The sequence below is a fragment of the Viridibacillus sp. NPDC096237 genome (genome assembly GCF_050278625.1).
GTDB lineage: Bacteria > Bacillota > Bacilli > Bacillales_A > Planococcaceae > Viridibacillus.
This window is the reverse complement of sequence record NZ_JBNNTI010000001.1, coordinates 165,352-182,162: the sequence shown is the minus strand read 5'-3', so window position 1 is coordinate 182,162 and position 16,811 is coordinate 165,352. Positions and strand designations below refer to the sequence as shown.

Annotated in this window: 17 protein-coding genes, 1 pseudogene and 1 riboswitch; of the genes and pseudogenes, 16 read left to right on the top strand and 2 right to left on the bottom strand. The window is 36.3% G+C overall.

Annotated features, from left to right (window positions below; all coding sequences use genetic code 11):
* Positions 1 to 59: 59 nt before the first annotated feature.
* Positions 60 to 1,385 carry a diaminopimelate decarboxylase gene (gene lysA / locus ACQKMD_RS00905; RefSeq protein ID WP_427748643.1) on the top strand — a complete coding sequence of 442 codons (1,326 nt, stop codon included), beginning with the start codon at positions 60 to 62 and terminating at the stop codon, positions 1,383 to 1,385.
* Positions 1,386 to 1,569: 184 nt separating this feature from the next.
* Positions 1,570 to 1,941 (top strand): GNAT family N-acetyltransferase, encoded by a 372-nt coding sequence (locus ACQKMD_RS00900; protein ID WP_427748641.1) that lies wholly within the window; start codon positions 1,570 to 1,572, stop codon positions 1,939 to 1,941.
* Here the strand turns inward: ACQKMD_RS00900 and ACQKMD_RS00895 are convergent.
* Entirely contained in the window at positions 1,938 to 2,438 is a 501-nt protein-coding gene (locus ACQKMD_RS00895) for a DUF309 domain-containing protein (protein ID WP_427748639.1), read from the bottom strand. The two genes, ACQKMD_RS00900 and ACQKMD_RS00895, sit on opposite strands and share 4 nt — an antisense overlap.
* 56 nt (positions 2,439 to 2,494) lie before the next feature.
* On the opposite strand from ACQKMD_RS00895, the gene ACQKMD_RS00890 reads away from it, so the two are divergent.
* From ACQKMD_RS00890 to ACQKMD_RS00825, 14 genes are all read left to right on the top strand, one after another.
* On the top strand, positions 2,495 to 3,280 hold the full coding sequence (locus ACQKMD_RS00890) for a segregation/condensation protein A (protein WP_427748637.1): 786 nt from the start codon (positions 2,495 to 2,497) through the stop codon (positions 3,278 to 3,280).
* Entirely contained in the window at positions 3,246 to 3,845 is a 600-nt protein-coding gene (gene scpB / locus ACQKMD_RS00885; RefSeq protein WP_427749289.1) for an SMC-Scp complex subunit ScpB, read from the top strand. Before ACQKMD_RS00890 ends, scpB begins: the two co-directional genes overlap by 35 nt.
* A 17-nt stretch (positions 3,846 to 3,862) precedes the next feature.
* A complete protein-coding gene (locus tag ACQKMD_RS00880; RefSeq protein ID WP_427748635.1) occupies positions 3,863 to 4,864 on the top strand; it encodes a D-alanyl-D-alanine carboxypeptidase family protein in 1,002 nt (333 codons plus the stop codon).
* A 196-nt stretch (positions 4,865 to 5,060) separates the two neighbouring features.
* Positions 5,061 to 5,792 carry a pseudouridine synthase gene (locus ACQKMD_RS00875; protein WP_038190931.1) on the top strand — a complete coding sequence of 244 codons (732 nt, stop codon included), beginning with the start codon at positions 5,061 to 5,063 and terminating at the stop codon, positions 5,790 to 5,792.
* A gap of 254 nt (positions 5,793 to 6,046) precedes the next feature.
* Positions 6,047 to 6,577 (top strand): thiol-disulfide oxidoreductase ResA, encoded by a 531-nt coding sequence (gene resA, locus ACQKMD_RS00870; RefSeq protein WP_427748634.1) that lies wholly within the window; start codon positions 6,047 to 6,049, stop codon positions 6,575 to 6,577.
* Positions 6,578 to 6,593: 16 nt separating this feature from the next.
* The gene (gene resB, locus ACQKMD_RS00865) at positions 6,594 to 8,285 is read left to right on the top strand and encodes a cytochrome c biogenesis protein ResB (RefSeq protein ID WP_427748632.1); all 1,692 of its coding nucleotides are present in this window, start codon (positions 6,594 to 6,596) and stop codon (positions 8,283 to 8,285) included.
* Positions 8,282 to 9,472, top strand: a complete 1,191-nt coding sequence (ccsB, locus tag ACQKMD_RS00860) for a c-type cytochrome biogenesis protein CcsB (RefSeq protein ID WP_427748630.1) — start codon at positions 8,282 to 8,284, stop codon at positions 9,470 to 9,472. Before resB ends, ccsB begins: the two co-directional genes overlap by 4 nt.
* 119 nt (positions 9,473 to 9,591) lie before the next feature.
* Positions 9,592 to 10,308, top strand: coding sequence for a response regulator transcription factor (locus ACQKMD_RS00855; protein WP_427748628.1), 717 nt, complete (start codon positions 9,592 to 9,594; stop codon positions 10,306 to 10,308).
* Positions 10,301 to 12,082, top strand: coding sequence for an ATP-binding protein (locus tag ACQKMD_RS00850; protein WP_427748627.1), 1,782 nt, complete (start codon positions 10,301 to 10,303; stop codon positions 12,080 to 12,082). The genes ACQKMD_RS00855 and ACQKMD_RS00850 overlap by 8 nt, the downstream gene beginning before the upstream one ends.
* A 90-nt stretch (positions 12,083 to 12,172) precedes the next feature.
* Positions 12,173 to 12,310: riboswitch (FMN riboswitch) on the top strand.
* Between the two features lie 159 nt (positions 12,311 to 12,469).
* Positions 12,470 to 13,051, top strand: a complete 582-nt coding sequence (locus tag ACQKMD_RS00845; protein ID WP_427748625.1) for an ECF transporter S component — start codon at positions 12,470 to 12,472, stop codon at positions 13,049 to 13,051.
* Between the two features lie 210 nt (positions 13,052 to 13,261).
* On the top strand, positions 13,262 to 13,681 hold the full coding sequence (locus ACQKMD_RS00840; RefSeq protein ID WP_427748623.1) for a hypothetical protein: 420 nt from the start codon (positions 13,262 to 13,264) through the stop codon (positions 13,679 to 13,681).
* 129 nt (positions 13,682 to 13,810) lie between these two features.
* On the top strand, positions 13,811 to 14,326 hold the full coding sequence (locus ACQKMD_RS00835; RefSeq protein ID WP_427748621.1) for a sigma-70 family RNA polymerase sigma factor: 516 nt from the start codon (positions 13,811 to 13,813) through the stop codon (positions 14,324 to 14,326).
* Positions 14,319 to 15,275: a hypothetical protein gene (locus tag ACQKMD_RS00830; protein WP_427748620.1), complete on the top strand. Its 957-nt coding sequence runs from the start codon at positions 14,319 to 14,321 to the stop codon at positions 15,273 to 15,275. The genes ACQKMD_RS00835 and ACQKMD_RS00830 overlap by 8 nt, the downstream gene beginning before the upstream one ends.
* The gene (locus tag ACQKMD_RS00825) at positions 15,272 to 16,066 is read left to right on the top strand and encodes a DUF4362 domain-containing protein (protein ID WP_427748618.1); all 795 of its coding nucleotides are present in this window, start codon (positions 15,272 to 15,274) and stop codon (positions 16,064 to 16,066) included. The genes ACQKMD_RS00830 and ACQKMD_RS00825 overlap by 4 nt, the downstream gene beginning before the upstream one ends.
* A gap of 89 nt (positions 16,067 to 16,155) precedes the next feature.
* Here ACQKMD_RS00825 and ACQKMD_RS00820 read toward each other — a convergent pair.
* A pseudogene (locus ACQKMD_RS00820) lies at positions 16,156 to 16,724 on the bottom strand (IS256 family transposase); the annotation flags it as partial.
* Positions 16,725 to 16,811: the final 87 nt, after the last annotated feature.

Here is a 16,811-nt window from a genome sequence, read left to right as displayed (position 1 = left end):
ATTAGTTATAGAAAATTCCGTTAATTCTTTTGGGTGATCGGGTAAAGGGAGAGATTTGAATGCATTTATATGGAACGCAAAACGTAACTGAAAATGGTCATTTATCAATTGGACAAGTAGACGCAATTGACTTAACAAAAAAATACGGTACACCTTTATTCGTATACGATACAGCGCTTTTCCGTGAGCGTGCGCAAGGCTTTATTAATACTTTCAAAAATGCAGATGTTCAAGCTCAAGTTGCTTATGCTAGTAAGGCGTTTTCAAGCATAGCGATTTATCAATTAGCTGCTGAAGAAGGGTTATCAGTCGATGTTGTTTCAGGTGGCGAGCTTTATACAGCTTTAAAAGCAGGTTTCCCAAGTGAACGTATCCATTTCCATGGTAATAATAAAAGCTTGGATGAACTAAATCTTGCATTCGATTCGAAAATTGGTTGCATTGTAATTGATAATTTTGATGAAATTGATGCCCTAAAACAATTATCTGTAGCACGTCAACAAAAAATGCATGTCCTAATCCGTGTAACTCCAGGAGTAGAGGCACATACGCATGACTTTATTACAACAGGTCAAGCAGACTCTAAATTTGGTTTTGATTTAAATAATGGACAAGCAGATCGTGCATTTGCACTATTGCAAAATCACGCATATCTAGAATTACAAGGGATGCATTGTCATATTGGATCACAAATCTTCGATACTGCCGCATTTAGCTTAGCAGCAAAAAAAATTAGCGATAAAATGGGCGAATGGCATAAAGAATCAGGCTTCATAAGCCAAGTATTAAATCTAGGTGGAGGATTCGGAATTCGTTATACAGAAGAGGACACACCACTGCAACCAGCAGTTTATGTAGATGATATGATACAAGCAGTACAACAAGAGATAGCTACTTTTTCAATGCCGATGCCTGAAATTTGGATTGAACCAGGCCGTTCTTTAGTTGGAGACGCTGGTACTACACTTTATACAGTCGGTTCTCAAAAGGAAGTTCCTAATACGAGAAATTATCTTGCGGTTGATGGTGGAATGTCCGATAATATACGTCCAGCTCTTTATGATGCCAAATATGAAGCTGTCATTGCTAATAAAATGAATGACAAATTAGTTAACACCTATACAATTGCTGGTAAGTTATGTGAGTCTGGTGATAAACTAATTGAGGATATTGCGTTGCCAAAAGCAGAATCAGGGGACATTTTGGCTGTGTTCTGTACAGGAGCGTACGGTTATTCAATGGCGAGTAACTATAATCGTATACCAAGACCGGCTGTCGTCTTTGCGGAAAACGGCGCGCATCAATTAGTTGTGAAGCGCGAAAGTTATGAAGATCTTGTGAAGCTTGACCTTCCTCTAACGATTGGGAAGGAGGTAAATCGTTAAGTGAAGAAAAGTAATATACTATTACTTCTATTATTCCTAATATTAACAACTGCATGGGGCGTTATTTATTGGCTTTATATTGCTCCACCTAGTCTAGGTAAATAATGTGAATCTATTTGCGTAATTTTTGCTTTTCGTGTAGGATGTTGAAAGATACTTAAAGGCAAAAAGAGGGATCATATAAATGTTATGTCGTTATAAGAAAGCATGCGAAAAAATTGCGATGGGGCTCTTGTCATTTATGCCAGATCAAAAAGATCTGAAATTACTACAAGAAACAATTCGACAATATGATACAGATCCAAACTGGCAACTGTTTTTATGGAAACAAGAGGATGACTTTATTGGTTTAGTTGGCGTAGAAATTGCTGATGGCGAATGGATTGTTAGACATATATCGGTTGACCCTTCACATAGAGGTGAGGGACTCGGTAAAGAGATGGTTAAACAGCTTTCTAAAATGGATATGGATTGTGTGATTGCGGCTTGTGATCAAACTGCACCGTTCATACAGAAATGTAAAGCGATGCTAGAAGAAGCAGACAAAGAAATTTAATGTCTGCTTCTTCTTTTTTCGTCTCTCGCTAGGAGAATATCCGAGCGGTCACGTAGCATATGCTTATGTTGTAGGTAATGATCATCTGTTTCTTTCAATAGGGCGATTGATGTGAGAACTTGCTTCTCTAGAGTCTTTGAGGTAATAGGTAGAATAAATTTTTGGAAAGGCTCTTTTTTTTCTACTGCATTTCGTGCTTGTTGCATAAAGTGTAAAATTGCTATACCGTCCACTTCTTCCATAAATGAAGAATTGACGGACTGCTCTAAAGTAATATATGCTTTTTTTAAGATTGTTTTGGCACCACTAAAATTTTCTCGGCGCCAATGGTATAGGCCAGTCGCTAGTTGAATCCAGCCTGTTAAGGGGTGTGTTTTATCTCTAGGAGCTATTTCTTTCCAATACTCCTCTAACACTTCGTGACATTCAAAGTAATCTTGATTGCCATTGAAATATGTTAGAAACTGGACAAATAATGGGTGGTACATCGGATGCATTTCGAACACCATTCCTCTATACTGAATTTTGAACATAAACTGTCAGGTGGTTGACTATGTCATATGAAGTAAAACTCGAGGCCTTTGAAGGACCTCTCGATCTATTATTACATTTAATTCATCGCTTGGAAATTGATATATATGATATTCCAATGGCCGAGCTTACGGCTCAGTATATGGAGCATATTCGTGCAATGCAAGTACTTGAATTGAATGAAGCAAGTGAATATTTAGTTATGGCAGCATCTTTACTTGCGATCAAGAGTAAGATGCTATTACCAATCCATGAAGGGGAGTTAGATGAAACGGAATTCGACATGGATGAGCCCGATCCACGTGAAGAGCTCGTTGCCCGCTTAATTGAATATAGAAAATTTAAAGATGCTGCAGTGAATTTAAAAGATTTAGAATCTTCTCGTGCGCAATATTTTACAAGGCCACCAGCGGACCTTTCAGCATTTGCACCAGCAGAACAATTAGCGTTATTTGAAACGTCTGTAAATGTGTTTGATATGGTCGGTGCTTTTCAGAAAATGCTTAGACGAAAACATCTAAAGGCGCCTTTAACAACTAAAATCACTAGGCACGATGTTTCCATAAAAGATCAAATGAAAGCTGTGATGGGGGTGCTAAAATTAGCAGGAGGAAGCTCAAGCTTTTTTAATCTATTTCCGTATGAAGATAGATCGACTTTGGTCATTACATTTTTATCGCTACTAGAGTTGATGAAACGTCAAGTAATTGCAGTAGAGCAGAATAATAACTTTGAAGATTTAATGGTAATTTTACGGAAGGAAGATTTGAATGATGAACAACTTGAATCAATTGATGAGCAAAATTGAAAGCTTACTTTTCGTAATTGGTGAAGACGGTTTAACTGTAAGACAACTAAGCTTCTTAACAGAAGAGCAAGAAGAGGAAGTTGCACAAGCTTTAGAACAATTAGCTCATCATTACAACACAGAGGAAGGGCGTGGCATTACACTGAAGGAATTAGCTGGTACTTATCAGCTTACTTCAAAACCTGCCCTTGCAGATACGATTCAGCGACTTGTTGAAAACCCGCCAAGTCAATCACTATCACAAGCCTCACTAGAAGTCCTAGCCATTGTGGCTTACAAACAACCCATTACTAGAGTAGAAATTGAAGACTTACGTGGTGTGAAAAGTGAACGACCGCTACATACTTTAAGTTCAAAAGGTTTAGTACAGGAAGTAGGTCGAGCTGAAGGAACGGGCCGAGCAATTTTATATGGCACTACAAAGGAGTTTCTAAACTACTTTGGCTTGAAAGACTTAAATGAATTACCAGAATTACCTTCGGGTGTAACTGATTCAACAGATGAAAATCCAGATTTATTTATGTCTAAGTTCCAAGAAGCTTTCCAAGATTCAGATTCAAAATAGAAGAAAGGTGTGGGCGATTGCTTCGCCGATATATAATCGGATTATTGATGGTAGTTTTACTACTAATTACTACGACGCCTAGTTCAGCTTCATCAAGTTCATATGCTGTCATCGATGCAGAGACAGGGAGATTACTAGCGGGATCTAACGAAAATGTTCCATTACCAATTGCTAGTTTGACGAAAATGTGGACTGCGCTTGTCGCAATAGAGAATATGGATTTAAAATCGACTGTTACTGTATCTCAACGAGCTGCAACTAGCGAAGGGTCTTCCATTTACTTAACTGTGGGAGAAGAGACGACGTTAGAAACATTGCTCTATGGACTATTGTTACGTTCAGGTAATGATGCAGCTGCAGCAATTGCAGAAGCTACAGGTGGTTCTCTAGAAGGTTTTTCTAAAATGATGAATGATACCGCGCTCTTTTATGGCTTGGATAATACGCATTTTGAAAATCCGTCCGGTCTGCATAATGAAAAACATTTAGCTTCTGCATATGATACTGCTCAAATGCTACGGATTGCTATGCAAAATAAAAAGTTTAAGAAGATTGCCTCTACAAAATATTTTAAAGGTACTACAGATAATGGCACATTATGGGAAAACAAACATAAACTCGTTCGTAATAACAAATTTGCGATAGCTGGTAAAACAGGCTATACGAAAGTGGCTGGCCGAACGCTTGCTACTTATTTTGAAAAGGATGGCAAAAAGGTAATTGTAGTAACGATCAATGAAGGCAATGATTGGGTTGTGCATAGTAATTTCGCTGATTACGTGTTTAAACACTATACTAACGAAATAATCGCTAAAGCCGGTACGTATTCAGTACAATCAGATATTGATATCAAATTAACAGAGCCACAGCACTTGCTTCTGACGAAAAAAGAAGTTAAAAAAGTGAAACATATCTTACAGTTGCCAAGGTCCAAAACAAAAGACTCGATAGGTAGATGGTCATTTTATATAGATGAACAACCAGTAAAGGATGCAATCGTTGATGTAAAGTGGAAATGAATAGTTAAGTAGAGAAAAGGCTGCTTATATTAGCAGCCTTTTTCGGTTTTAGTAAAAAAAGTGATATAGAAAGCAGACGAACTGTATACAAACATATTAGTTAAGGACTTTATTAAGGTACTAATACTTTTCTTATAGTAGAAAGTGTGCAATAATTTTGGACAGGCTAATAGTATTTAACTTATGAGGTGAACGAATGGAAAGACTACAAAAAGTAATAGCGTATGCAGGGATTGCATCACGTAGAAAAGCAGAAGAAATGATTAAGCAAGGCTTAGTAAAAGTCAATGGACAGGTAGTTAGAGAGCTTGGCACAAAAGTCTCTCCTTCTGATTCAGTAGAAGTAGAAGGAGTTAAATTAGAAAAAGAACGTAAAGTATATCATCTTCTATATAAACCAAGAGGTATTATTTCAGCTGTAACAGATGATAAAGGTCGTAAAACAGTAACAGATTTATTCCCCGAAGTTGAACAACGCATTTTCCCTGTTGGTCGTTTGGATTATGAAACTTCAGGCTTACTGTTATTAACAAATGACGGTGAATTTTCTTACCAACTTACACATCCAAAATTCAAAATTGATAAAACATATGTAGCTCGTGTAAAAGGAATTCCTACAAGAGAAGCATTGAGACAATTAGAGCGTGGCGTTATGCTAGAAGATGGCAAGACTGCTCCAGCACGCGTGAGATTAATGTCTTCAGATAGCAAATCAGGCAAGGCAATTGTGGCAATCACAATTCATGAAGGTCGTAATCGCCAAGTTCGACGTATGTTTGAAGCAGTGGGTTACCCTGTACAAAAATTAAAACGTGAACAATTTGCCTTCTTAACTTTGCATGGGTTAAATGCGGGTGAGTCAAGAGAATTGACACATCATGAAGTAAAACAATTAAGAGTATTAGCTGAGACAGGTAAAATAGGGTAAACCTTATGTATATTAATAATTGTTAACATTCCAAAATAGGTATAAGACGTTTAGAAAGTACCTTTCTAAACGTCTTAACCAATTTTACATAGCATAAAACAACACAAGATGGCCTGTTATAGGTGAAACAAAAAACACTATGTACGGAATGGAAACGTTCACAAACACTTCAAATATATAAAATTCCGTCATTCAAAACTTTGCTATAATTAGGTAGATTGTTTTGGATGTTTTTTAGGAGGTCTACTTTGAGCATGGATAAAAAGAAAAAAAGATTTTATGTACGAACACTAATTTTAGCAATACTTGTTGCAGCAATAGGATATACGATATATACAACAGCTACAAAGGATGAGATTCCTTTATTGAAAGTTGGAGCAGAGGCACCGGATTTTTCTCTAGTCGATCTTGATGGCCAAACTCATCGCTTATCTGACTATAAAGGTAAAGGTGTCATGTTAAATTTCTGGGGCACTTGGTGTAAACCTTGTAAAAAAGAAATGCCAGCAATCAACGACCAATATAAGGCATTTAAAGATCAGGGGATTGAAGTGATTTCAATCAATCAAGCTCAAACCGTTTTTGAAGTGGAAAATTTCATTTCTGACTTCAATTTAGAGTTCCCAGTTGTTATTGATAAAACAAAAAGTGTGACCAGAGCTTACAATGTGGATAAATTACCTGCATCTGTCTTTATTGATCCGAAAGGAAAAGTTGTTCGAGTTTATGAAGGTGAAATGACGAGTGAAATGTTAGCTGAATTCTTTTCAGATATCCAGCCATAGTAAGGAGTTCTAAAGGATGAAAAAAATTATTTGTGAATGCGGTCACGAGAACCCAGAAGGCACAACTCTATGTGAAAAGTGTGGTAATCCTCTTACTGAAGAGGAAAAGAGTAGAAAGTTAGCTGATATGCGTTATGAGGGAACCGCAATTCGATCAAAAACGTATAACAAAACGATTATTGATAAAATTTGGAACTTCTTCTCAAGTGTAAAAGTTGGAGTTGCAATTATTATTATCACGTTAGTTGCAGCAGGTATTGGTACATTTTTACCTCAAGTTATTTATGTATCGCTTACAGAATACGAGGACGCTGCGGAAGCATATAAAGCCGCTTACGGTACATTCGGATCAATTTACTATAAATTAGGATTAGCTGATATTTATAGTTCATGGTGGTTCCAAACATTAATTGGCATGCTTGGTATTTCAATTATTGTTGCCAGTCTAGACCGAGGTATTCCATTATACAAGTCTCTAAAAAATCAACGTGTAAAACGTCATGAAAACTTCTTGAAGCGTCAACGTATTTTTGCTTCGGGAGAAATGTCAGCAGTAGAAGTTGATAAAGCATTCGATCTTACAGAAGCGAAAATGAAAGAAATGAAATACAATGTTCGTCGTGAAGAGGGCGCGTTATTAGCTGAAAAGGGCCGTTTTGCTAGATGGGGTCCATATATTAACCATGTCGGTTTAATCATCTTCCTATTTGGTGTTATGCTCCGCCTAATGCCGGGTTTTTACATTGATAAAACACTTTGGATCCGCGAAGGTGAAACAATGGCTATTCCAGGAATGGAAGGCTATTATTTAGAAAGTAAAAAATTTACTTTTGAAACATATTCAAAAGACGAACAAAAAGAAGAATTTAACGAATCTAAAAAAGCGGTTAATGCAGTTGCGAAAAACTATCAGACAGATGTTAAGCTATTTAAAGCACCAGACGATGCAGTTCCTGGTGACACATCTAATTTAACTCTAGTAAAAGAAACGCCAATTATTGTAAATAAGCCATTAAAAAATGATGGTTATGCAATTTATCAAATGGATTTCCGTCTGAACGAGTTAAAAACGATGCATTTCAATTTAACGGATATAAAGACAGGGAAATCACTTGGTGCTGTTGCAATTGATTTAACTAACCCTGAAAAAGAATATAAAGTTGGCAAAGGTAGTAAGGTTGTTCTGAAAAGATACTTCCCTGACTTTGCTGGTTTTGAAGACGGTGAACCACAAACGGCTTCACCTTTACCAAATAATCCAGCATTCATTTTTGATATGTACACACCTGAAACACCAAAAGGCGAAACGAGCTTTGTAGCTATAAAAAAAACATTAGAACCATTTGGTGAAAATAAATATGCAATGAAATTTAGTTCGGTTGATACACGTAACGTATCAGGTTTAACAGTTCGTAAAGATAAGACACTCTCGATTTTAATGCTAGGTGGCATAATCTTTATGTTAGGTGTATCAATTGGTTCTTATTGGAGTCACCGCCGTTTATGGCTATTAAAAACAAAAGATGGTCGTTTATTAATGGCGTCCCATACAAACAAAAACTGGTTCAGTATGAAAAAAGACTTGGATGCAGTTACGGAATATGCACATCTTCCAGCATATATAGATCAACATGATGAGGATCAAAAAGTAGAGGATGCTGACAAGAAGTTGAAAGACAGAGAAAAGGAAGGTGACAACACCTTATGAGTTTAATTGACTTAAGCGGAAATTTACTATTTGTGGCATTCGTCGCATACTTAGTAGCTACATTACTTTTTGGTGGTGCAGTTAAAGGTGGTTCAAAAGATGAATCCGCTGATGCAGGTAAAAAATGGGGTACATTAGCAATTATTGTTACGCTTGTTGGATTCATTGCAAACCTAGGTTATTTCATTACTAGATGGGTGTATGCTGGACATGCACCCGTTAGTAATATGTTTGAATTTACGACAGCATTCGGCATGTTTGTTGTAGGAGCATTTATCTTAATTTACTTTATTTATAGAGTGCCGGCACTTGGACTCTTTGCTTTACCAATTGCAGTTATTATCATTGCTTATGCTAGTATGTTCCCTCGTGAAGTAAACCCATTGATTCCAGCGCTAAAAAGTTACTGGTTATACATTCACGTAATTACAGCAGCTATTGGAGAATCTATTCTAGCAATTAGTGCTGTTGCAGGTTTAATTTACTTACTAAAAAATATCGACCTTACAAAAAGGTCTAAACAGAGTTTCTGGATAGAAGTTGTTATGTATGCCTTAGTGCTTGTGTTAGGATTCGTAGCGGTTACGACAACATTTAATGTAACAGGCTATGAATCAAAATTTAGCTACGTAGATAAAAATGGTGCACCTAAGGAAATTACGTATAATACACCAGCATTGTTCGGAATGCATCAATCAGAATTATTGACTTCAGATAAGATGGAGCCAATTGCTAACGTACCAGCAATCGTCAATGCAAAAAAATTGACTACAGTTGTTTGGTCAATCCTAATTGGTACACTTTTATACGGTCTAATTCGTTTAATCATTCGTAAACCAATTGCAGTTATCATGCAACCATTCGCAAAACGTGCAAATTCACAACTGATGGATGAAATTGGTTATCGTTCTGTATTGATCGGTTTCCCAGTATTTACACTTGGTGCATTAATCTTCGCGATGATTTGGGCACAAGAAGCATGGTCTCGTTTCTGGGGCTGGGATCCTAAAGAGGTTTGGGCACTTATCACATGGTTATTCTATGCGGCATTCTTACACTTACGCCTTTCAAAAGGATGGCAAGGTGGGAAGTCAGCTTGGTTAGCAGTAATTGGTTTTGTTATCATTATGTTCAACCTAGTTGCTGTTAACTTAATCATTGCAGGTCTTCACTCATACGCTGGTTAATAATCGGCTTAGGATTGTAGCAAAGCTAAAGCCTTTTCCTTTATAGGAAAAGGCTTTTCTTTTCATTTTGATAGCCTAATTGTACAATAGACATATAGATGGTTTTGGGAGGAATAGTTGTGAATGAACAAATTTCAATATTAGTAGTAGATGATGAGGATCGTATCCGCCGTTTATTAAGAATGTATTTAGAACGTGAAGGATACGAAGTAGAAGAAGCTGAAAATGGAGAAGAAGCAGTTGAAAAAGCATTAGCAAATGACTATCATTGTATTCTTCTTGATATAATGATGCCTGAAAAAGACGGACTACAAGTATGCGAAGAAATCCGTGATAAAAAAACAACGCCAATTATTCTTTTAACGGCGAAAGGCGAAGAAGCAAACCGTGTATCAGGCTTTGAACTAGGGGCGGATGATTATATTGTAAAACCATTTAGCCCTCGTGAAGTGGTTTTACGCGTAAAAGCTATTTTACGTCGTTCAGCGGCTTTCTCACCAATATCAACAACTTCTGCATCAAAAGACTTAGTGGTATTTCCACATTTAACAATCGATCATGACGCACACCGTGTTTCTGCAGATGGAGTGGAAGTGAATTTAACACCGAAGGAATACGAATTATTATACTTTTTAGCAAAATCACCAGATAAAGTATTCGATAGAGAGCAATTGTTAAAAGAAGTATGGCATTACGATTTCTTTGGTGATTTACGTACAGTTGATACGCATGTGAAACGATTACGTGAAAAACTAAATCGCGTTTCAGAAGATGCGGCGAAAATGATTGTAACAGTATGGGGCGTAGGATATAAATTTGAGGTAGTCAATGAATAGAATGTGGAACAGTGTTGTCGGGAAGCTATGGGTAACCATATTGCTTCTCGTTTCATTTGTATTGTTTGTTTTCACTGTGTTAATGCTCGAATTTTTATCAAACTATCATACTAAACAAACAGAATCTTCATTACGTCAAGAAGCATCTACAATTGCTCGGATCATCAATGACCGTGAAACAACTGATTCTACAAAGGCTATTATTTCAGATGTTCTTAGTGATGAAACAAATGCATTGATTGCTGAGAAACCAGGTAAGGTTTCTTTTGCATTACAAGCGGGGCTTAATCAGGAGGGAATTAAACAACAAATTCTTAATGAAAAAGCATTTGATAACGTATTTACATCGAATGCACCTATTGTAAAAGAGATGATGCTACCTTCGACAACACAAAAAGAGCACATGGAGTCTTACATCGTTTTGGCTTTCCCGATAAATGTTGAAAACAATATACATGGGGCAATATTTATCTATCAAAGCCCAGACGCTATACATAGGACGACAAAGGAAACGACTAAAATTGTCTTTTTAGCAGCGGCCATTGCCTTGATGTTAACAACATTCTTTGCGTTTTTCTTATCAACCCGAATTACATCACCACTTCGTAAGATGAGAGAAGCAGCATTTGAATTAGCAAAAGGTAATTTCGAAACAAAAGTACCTGTTTTACAAAATGATGAAATAGGCCAATTAGCGACGGCTTTCAACCAAATGGGTAAACAACTCAAACACCACTTAGAAGTGATTAACCAAGAGAAAGAACAGCTATCAAGTATTTTGACATCGATGACAGACGCTGTAATTACGTTTAATCGAGATCGTACCATTTTAGTAAGTAATCCACCTGCAGAGCTGTTATTACAAAAATGGTTTATTAATAAGAGTGCCAATAGCGAGAAACCAATTCCGCCTGAAATTTATCATATGCTTGATCATGTTTTAGATTTGGAAGAAGAGCTAGAAGTAGAACTCGAAATTGAGCGATCATACTATGCGATTTCAATTAGTCCATTATACAGTGGCAACTCTGTACGTGGTGCAGTAGCTGTGTTACGAGATAAAACGGAAGAGCATCGTTTAGATAAATTACGTTCAGACTTTATAGCAAATGTCTCGCATGAATTGCGGACGCCAATAGCCATGCTACAAGGCTATAGTGAAGCAATTATGGATGATGTCGTATCAAGTGAAGAAGAGCGGAAAGAGATGATTAAAATCATCTACGATGAATCGCAGCGAATGGGGCGTCTAGTAACAGACCTGCTAGACTTAGCTCGTATGGAATCAGGACATATGCGATTATATAAAGATTCTGTTCCTATAACACCTGTTATTGAAAGAATTACACAAAAGTTTGTTCAAGTAGCAAAAGAAAAGCAAGTGAACCTGACATTTAATTCAACAATTGAAGATACACTTCATCTAGAAATGGACGAAGACCGTATCGAGCAAGTATTAACAAACTTAATTGATAATGCCATTCGTCATACACTAGTGGGAGGAAGCGTAGAAGTTATTGTTGACCGTCAGCTATCCTTTGCTCGTATTCAAGTAAAAGATAACGGCGCTGGGATTCCAGCCGATGATTTGCAGTATGTATTTGAACGTTTTTATAAAGCAGATAAAGCTAGAACACGTGGTAAGGGTGGTACCGGTTTAGGACTTGCTATTGCCAAAAATATTGTTGAAGCTCATAAGGGTAGAATCACAGTAGAAAGTGAAGTAGATAAAGGCACGACTTTCACATTCTATTTACCAATTGAAAAAATGTAAATTAAATTTAAACACACGAGTTGTAAGTTAGAAGACTTTACAATTCGTGTTTTTTTGCATATAGTTATAGTGTATTATAATTAAATTATGGTTCATCTTCGGGGCAGGGTGAAATTCCCGATCGGCGGTATTAGAGAACTAAGCAATACTCTTGAGCCCGCGAGCCGCAAGGCAGGATTTGGTTAGATTCCAAAGCCGACAGTATAGTCTGGATGGGAGAAGGTGAAGGTACGGTCGTCTTTCAATTTGAGTATCAATGAGACGCTTATTTGACTATGCCTAAATTCTCCCTTAAGTACACTTTGTGCTTAAGGGTATTTTTTTGCATAGCTACGACTATACCTTTCCTCTTTTTGAAGTGGATCTACAAAAGGAGAGAAAAGTATTATGAAGAACATGAAATTGCAAAAGATGATTGCAATTGGGATGTTAAGTAGTATTTCTTTCGTATTAATGCTATTTAACTTCCCACTACCGCCGTTTCCGACATTTTTGGAAGTGGATTTTAGTGATGTACCTGCTCTAATGGCAGCTATTACAATGGGACCTCTAGCAGGTATATTAGTTGAATTATTTAAAAACGTACTAGATTGGATTTTCTCAGGAAGTCCAACAGGTATGCCAGTTGGCCATATTGCCAACTTTACAACAGGAGTTCTATTTATCTTACCTGTGTACTTTGTCTATAAACGACTTTCAAGTGCAAAAGGATTAACTACTGGGTTTGTAGTTGGAACATTATCAATGGCTGTAGGTATGAGTTTACTAAACTATGTGCTATTTCTACCAATGTATACCTACTTTTTAAATATGCCTCCTACAACTGGAGCCGCATTAACGAAAATGATTGTATTAGGAATATTACCTTTTAATATTATAAAAGGATTCATCGTCATGATCATCTTCATGCTATTATTCAATAGCATGAGAAAATGGATTGAAAAACAACGAATGCATTATTTAAATTAAACCTTCAACCGATGTCTGTAAAAAGACATCGGTTTTTATGATTGAATAAAAAGGTAATTGATTATATAATACTGTTAATAAAATAAAAAATTTAGTACATTTAGCAAGATAATAATACAAAAACGAAAATTTATAATCTAGGTTTTACAATGTTATATATTTTATTCGATATTTCGTTATAAACTTCGATATAAGAAAGGATGTATGTAAATGGCGGAAAGAAAACTATTAAGTGCATTTTTTACATCAATTATTGCTTTCTTTATATTACCCTTGTTATTCATGCAACCAGAAGAACAATTCCTTCAAAATGCTCTTTCATTGACCGTATATGTTGTTCCTATGATTTTTACATACGGTTTGTTGGTGTCGTATATAGCTGATCGAATAGCCGAGCGTAAAATGAATGTTAGAGGATACTCGTTATTATTGCATATGGCGTTCGGGGCAGGTATTGTGATTCCAGTCTCTTTTGCTTATTACTCACAAGGTGGAGTTTGGTCACTTCAAACAATAACATGTGCTACAGCAGGCTTTATTTTAGGAAGTGTATTCTTTTTCGTGGATTTAACGTTACGTAAAATCGCTTCTCGAATGACACCATTTTCTTATGAAGAACAGAATATTTAAATTTACTATTAAAAAGCAATGAGGTCCTGAACCTCATTGCTTTTTCATTTTGAAAAAAATAAAGTGTAAAAAAGAAAGCTAAAATAGATTGCCGTCCATCTAATAACTAAAGAGACAGGAGGTGTATAAATGTATCGCTTAATAGAGAAGGCACAAAAGGGCGATGACAGGGCCTTTTTGCAGCTATTTCAAACATATGAAATTGATATTTACCGTATGGGATATACATATGTAGGAAATAAGGAAGATGCATTAGATGTTGTGCAAGAGACTGCCTACAAATCATTTAAAGCAATTCAAACATTGAAAAACCCAACTTACTTTAAAACATGGTTATTGAAAATTGCGATTAACTGCTCACTCGATATTTTACGGAAAAGAAAAAAGAAGAATGACTTTAATGAAGATGAAATAATACACGAAAATTTTGCGGAGCATTTACCTGAAGTATTTGACTTACAGCAATGTATAGATTATTTATCACCTGATGAAAAAAGTATCATTCTCCTAAGGTTTTATGAAGACCTTACAATTAAGGAAGTAGCAAATCTTCTAGAAATGCCACTGGGTACGGCAAAAACGATTCTTTATCGCAGTTTACAAAAGCTACGACAACAACTACAAGAAGGAGGTTCTTATGTCTAATCGGTTAAAAAGAGAACTAGAAAATATAGAGATTCCAAGTGAACTGCATGATCGTGCAGTAAATGGTGTAAACCGTGCTAAGTGGGAAAAGAGAAAAAATAATAAAAGCCAATTAAGTTGGCTAGCTATCCCAGCTTTGATTGCAGTTAGTGCTGGTGCCTATGCTATTTATAACAATACAACTGATAAGAGTAACGCGGTAGTAGTGAATTTGATGGAAGATTTATCACATATAGAAGAGAGAATCTCATTCGATCAAAGTAGCATAACCATTCCAGCAATTAAATTACCTAGCAATAGTCAGAATGCAGATATGATTGGCTTAATCGTTTATAAAGGAAAAATCTATACACAAACATCGACAAAATTCATCGGTAACAGTCCGGATGCATTGCGAGGAGAGAAACTAGGCCGTACTAAGGGGTCAATCGATGAGTGGAGCAAACAAGGCGACTATGCTAGTGAATTTGCCTCTTCTATAGGGAAAAGTGACGTCTACACTGTGAAAGGCTATGATGAATCATTTCGTATTATGACATACAACGAGAATGGTGGGGCGTTAGATACTGAGATTTATGAAAATTTGAATGATAGAACGATTTCTTCAGGACGGGATATATTCGACTTATTAAAGATAGAGGGGAATATAAAGAAAGTGCAGTATCAAACGTATGATGACTGGAATAACAGTACTGGGAATAAACAAGATTTAAAGGACATCAAGGTATTAGAGGAACTAGTTTCTAACTTTAATACTGCAATACCTTTAGTGCGAGAAAGTTCAGGCGTAACAGAAACTACTCGCTTTTTAGATTTTACATTGAATGATGGTACTTCAGTTCAAATATTGTTAGACAAAGAGGGGCATATCAATTATGGTCAAATTAATGTTGATTTTAAAATACAGGATATGCAAGCATTTAAGAAAGTTTGGAGGTTGATGGAATGAGGAGATTCGGCTTAATTTTGGTAAGTTTATTTTTCCTAGCAGGATGTAATCTACCAGATACAGCTGTTAAAAAGCTACCAACAAAGTTATCCCAGGAGCAGTTGATTAAGCAACAGCAAAAGAATTTAAAGGGATTTGTGAAGAAAGTAGAAGAGAAAGAGACTGCTATATTAACTATTAATAACTTCACAATCGAAGGTGCCCCGATAACTGAAACAATCAACTTTGATGGGGAAAAACTGACTGTAAAAAGAGATAGTACAAAGGATCCTTTCGGTAGTAAAGAGATAGTCACATATCAGTGTGAAAAGCTTGAAGAAGTGTCAAAAGATATTTATCAATTAAACAATTGCTCGAAAGAAGGAGAGCTAATTGATTATTATTTAGGGAATATTACTGAACAAACAGATGAAGAACCTCCAGCTATTTTGCTTGAAGTAGCTGGAAAAAGGTATACAACTTTCAGGGGAGCTTACTGCTGGTCGAAAGTAGGAAAAAGTACATGCGTGGATCATGCAGGACCATTAGAAACATTAGCAGATAAAAACCCCATTAAAGTACCAGCCAATACGCAAATTATGTTCAATATTCAAAGTGATAATTTACCCAATACAGTAAATCTATATGACCTTAAACATGATCAACAAACAGCTGTTACAATGCAAGATGAAGGCTTAATAACACCGAAAGAAAAAGGTGTCTACTACTACTCTTACGAAGCAAAATGGGAGAAATCATTATCACATGCATACGGAGATGTATCCTTTGCTTTTGTAATAGAAGTGGAGTAGTAAGGTAATCGAATTATTTTGATAACAAAAATTCTATTTATTATACTAATAGAAGCAACTAAAATGATTGTCGCATTTCGGGTAAATGATTTCCATTTCTCTACAAATTCTTGCAGTGCTTTATGCCCCATTTCAAGGTTAACTGCACGATAAACAGTCTTAAAATCCTCGCAAATTTCAGCTTGATCTGTAACACGTACTTTATGTGCAATATTTCGTGCAAGATGCACACAAAACGATTGATATTTTGACTCGGGAAAGACGGAGAAAATACTATCCGTAATGCCTTTTAAACCATCAAAAATGAACAATAATATTTCTTCTGTGCCACGATCTCTGATATCTTCCAAAAGTTCTTTCCAAACTCTAGCTTTTCATTTGGTGCGATTGTGTAAGCTAAGACTTCTTTCGATCCATCTTCACGAATACCAACAGCAATATAGACTGCTTCTTTTTCGACTGTTTCACGTTTTAGAGCGATATAAGTCGCGTCCAAATAAGCGCATGCATAACGTGCAGAGAGCGCTCGAGCTAAGAGACATGTCAATTCGCTCGCTAAGAGTGCGTTTACGGCCGATTCTAGGTGAGTGCGAAAAACTTCCTTAATATCTTCTTTTTTTACTAGAGCTTGGACAATATCTGTTGTAAACTGATTCATAGGGAAGACCTCTTTTCTGTGAATTGTGTTGTGGTGACTTAATTCTACAAGAAAAGGTTTTCCTTTTTCTATTTATTCATTTACACA

Excerpts from the sequence above, each read along its gene's own strand:
- lysA (WP_427748643.1), top strand. The coding sequence starts at position 60 with ATGCATTTATATGGAACGCAAAACGTAACTGAAAATGGTCATTTATCA.
- ACQKMD_RS00900 (WP_427748641.1), top strand. The coding sequence starts at position 1,570 with ATGTTATGTCGTTATAAGAAAGCATGCGAAAAAATTGCGATGGGGCTC.
- ACQKMD_RS00895 (WP_427748639.1), bottom strand. The coding sequence starts at position 2,438 with ATGCATCCGATGTACCACCCATTATTTGTCCAGTTTCTAACATATTTC.
- ACQKMD_RS00890 (WP_427748637.1), top strand. The coding sequence starts at position 2,495 with ATGTCATATGAAGTAAAACTCGAGGCCTTTGAAGGACCTCTCGATCTA.
- scpB (WP_427749289.1), top strand. The coding sequence starts at position 3,246 with ATGAACAACTTGAATCAATTGATGAGCAAAATTGAAAGCTTACTTTTC.
- ACQKMD_RS00875 (WP_038190931.1), top strand. The coding sequence starts at position 5,061 with ATGGAAAGACTACAAAAAGTAATAGCGTATGCAGGGATTGCATCACGT.
- resA (WP_427748634.1), top strand. The coding sequence starts at position 6,047 with ATGGATAAAAAGAAAAAAAGATTTTATGTACGAACACTAATTTTAGCA.
- resB (WP_427748632.1), top strand. The coding sequence starts at position 6,594 with ATGAAAAAAATTATTTGTGAATGCGGTCACGAGAACCCAGAAGGCACA.
- ccsB (WP_427748630.1), top strand. The coding sequence starts at position 8,282 with ATGAGTTTAATTGACTTAAGCGGAAATTTACTATTTGTGGCATTCGTC.
- ACQKMD_RS00850 (WP_427748627.1), top strand. The coding sequence starts at position 10,301 with ATGAATAGAATGTGGAACAGTGTTGTCGGGAAGCTATGGGTAACCATA.
- ACQKMD_RS00845 (WP_427748625.1), top strand. The coding sequence starts at position 12,470 with ATGAAGAACATGAAATTGCAAAAGATGATTGCAATTGGGATGTTAAGT.
- ACQKMD_RS00840 (WP_427748623.1), top strand. The coding sequence starts at position 13,262 with ATGGCGGAAAGAAAACTATTAAGTGCATTTTTTACATCAATTATTGCT.
- ACQKMD_RS00835 (WP_427748621.1), top strand. The coding sequence starts at position 13,811 with ATGTATCGCTTAATAGAGAAGGCACAAAAGGGCGATGACAGGGCCTTT.
- ACQKMD_RS00830 (WP_427748620.1), top strand. The coding sequence starts at position 14,319 with ATGTCTAATCGGTTAAAAAGAGAACTAGAAAATATAGAGATTCCAAGT.
- ACQKMD_RS00825 (WP_427748618.1), top strand. The coding sequence starts at position 15,272 with ATGAGGAGATTCGGCTTAATTTTGGTAAGTTTATTTTTCCTAGCAGGA.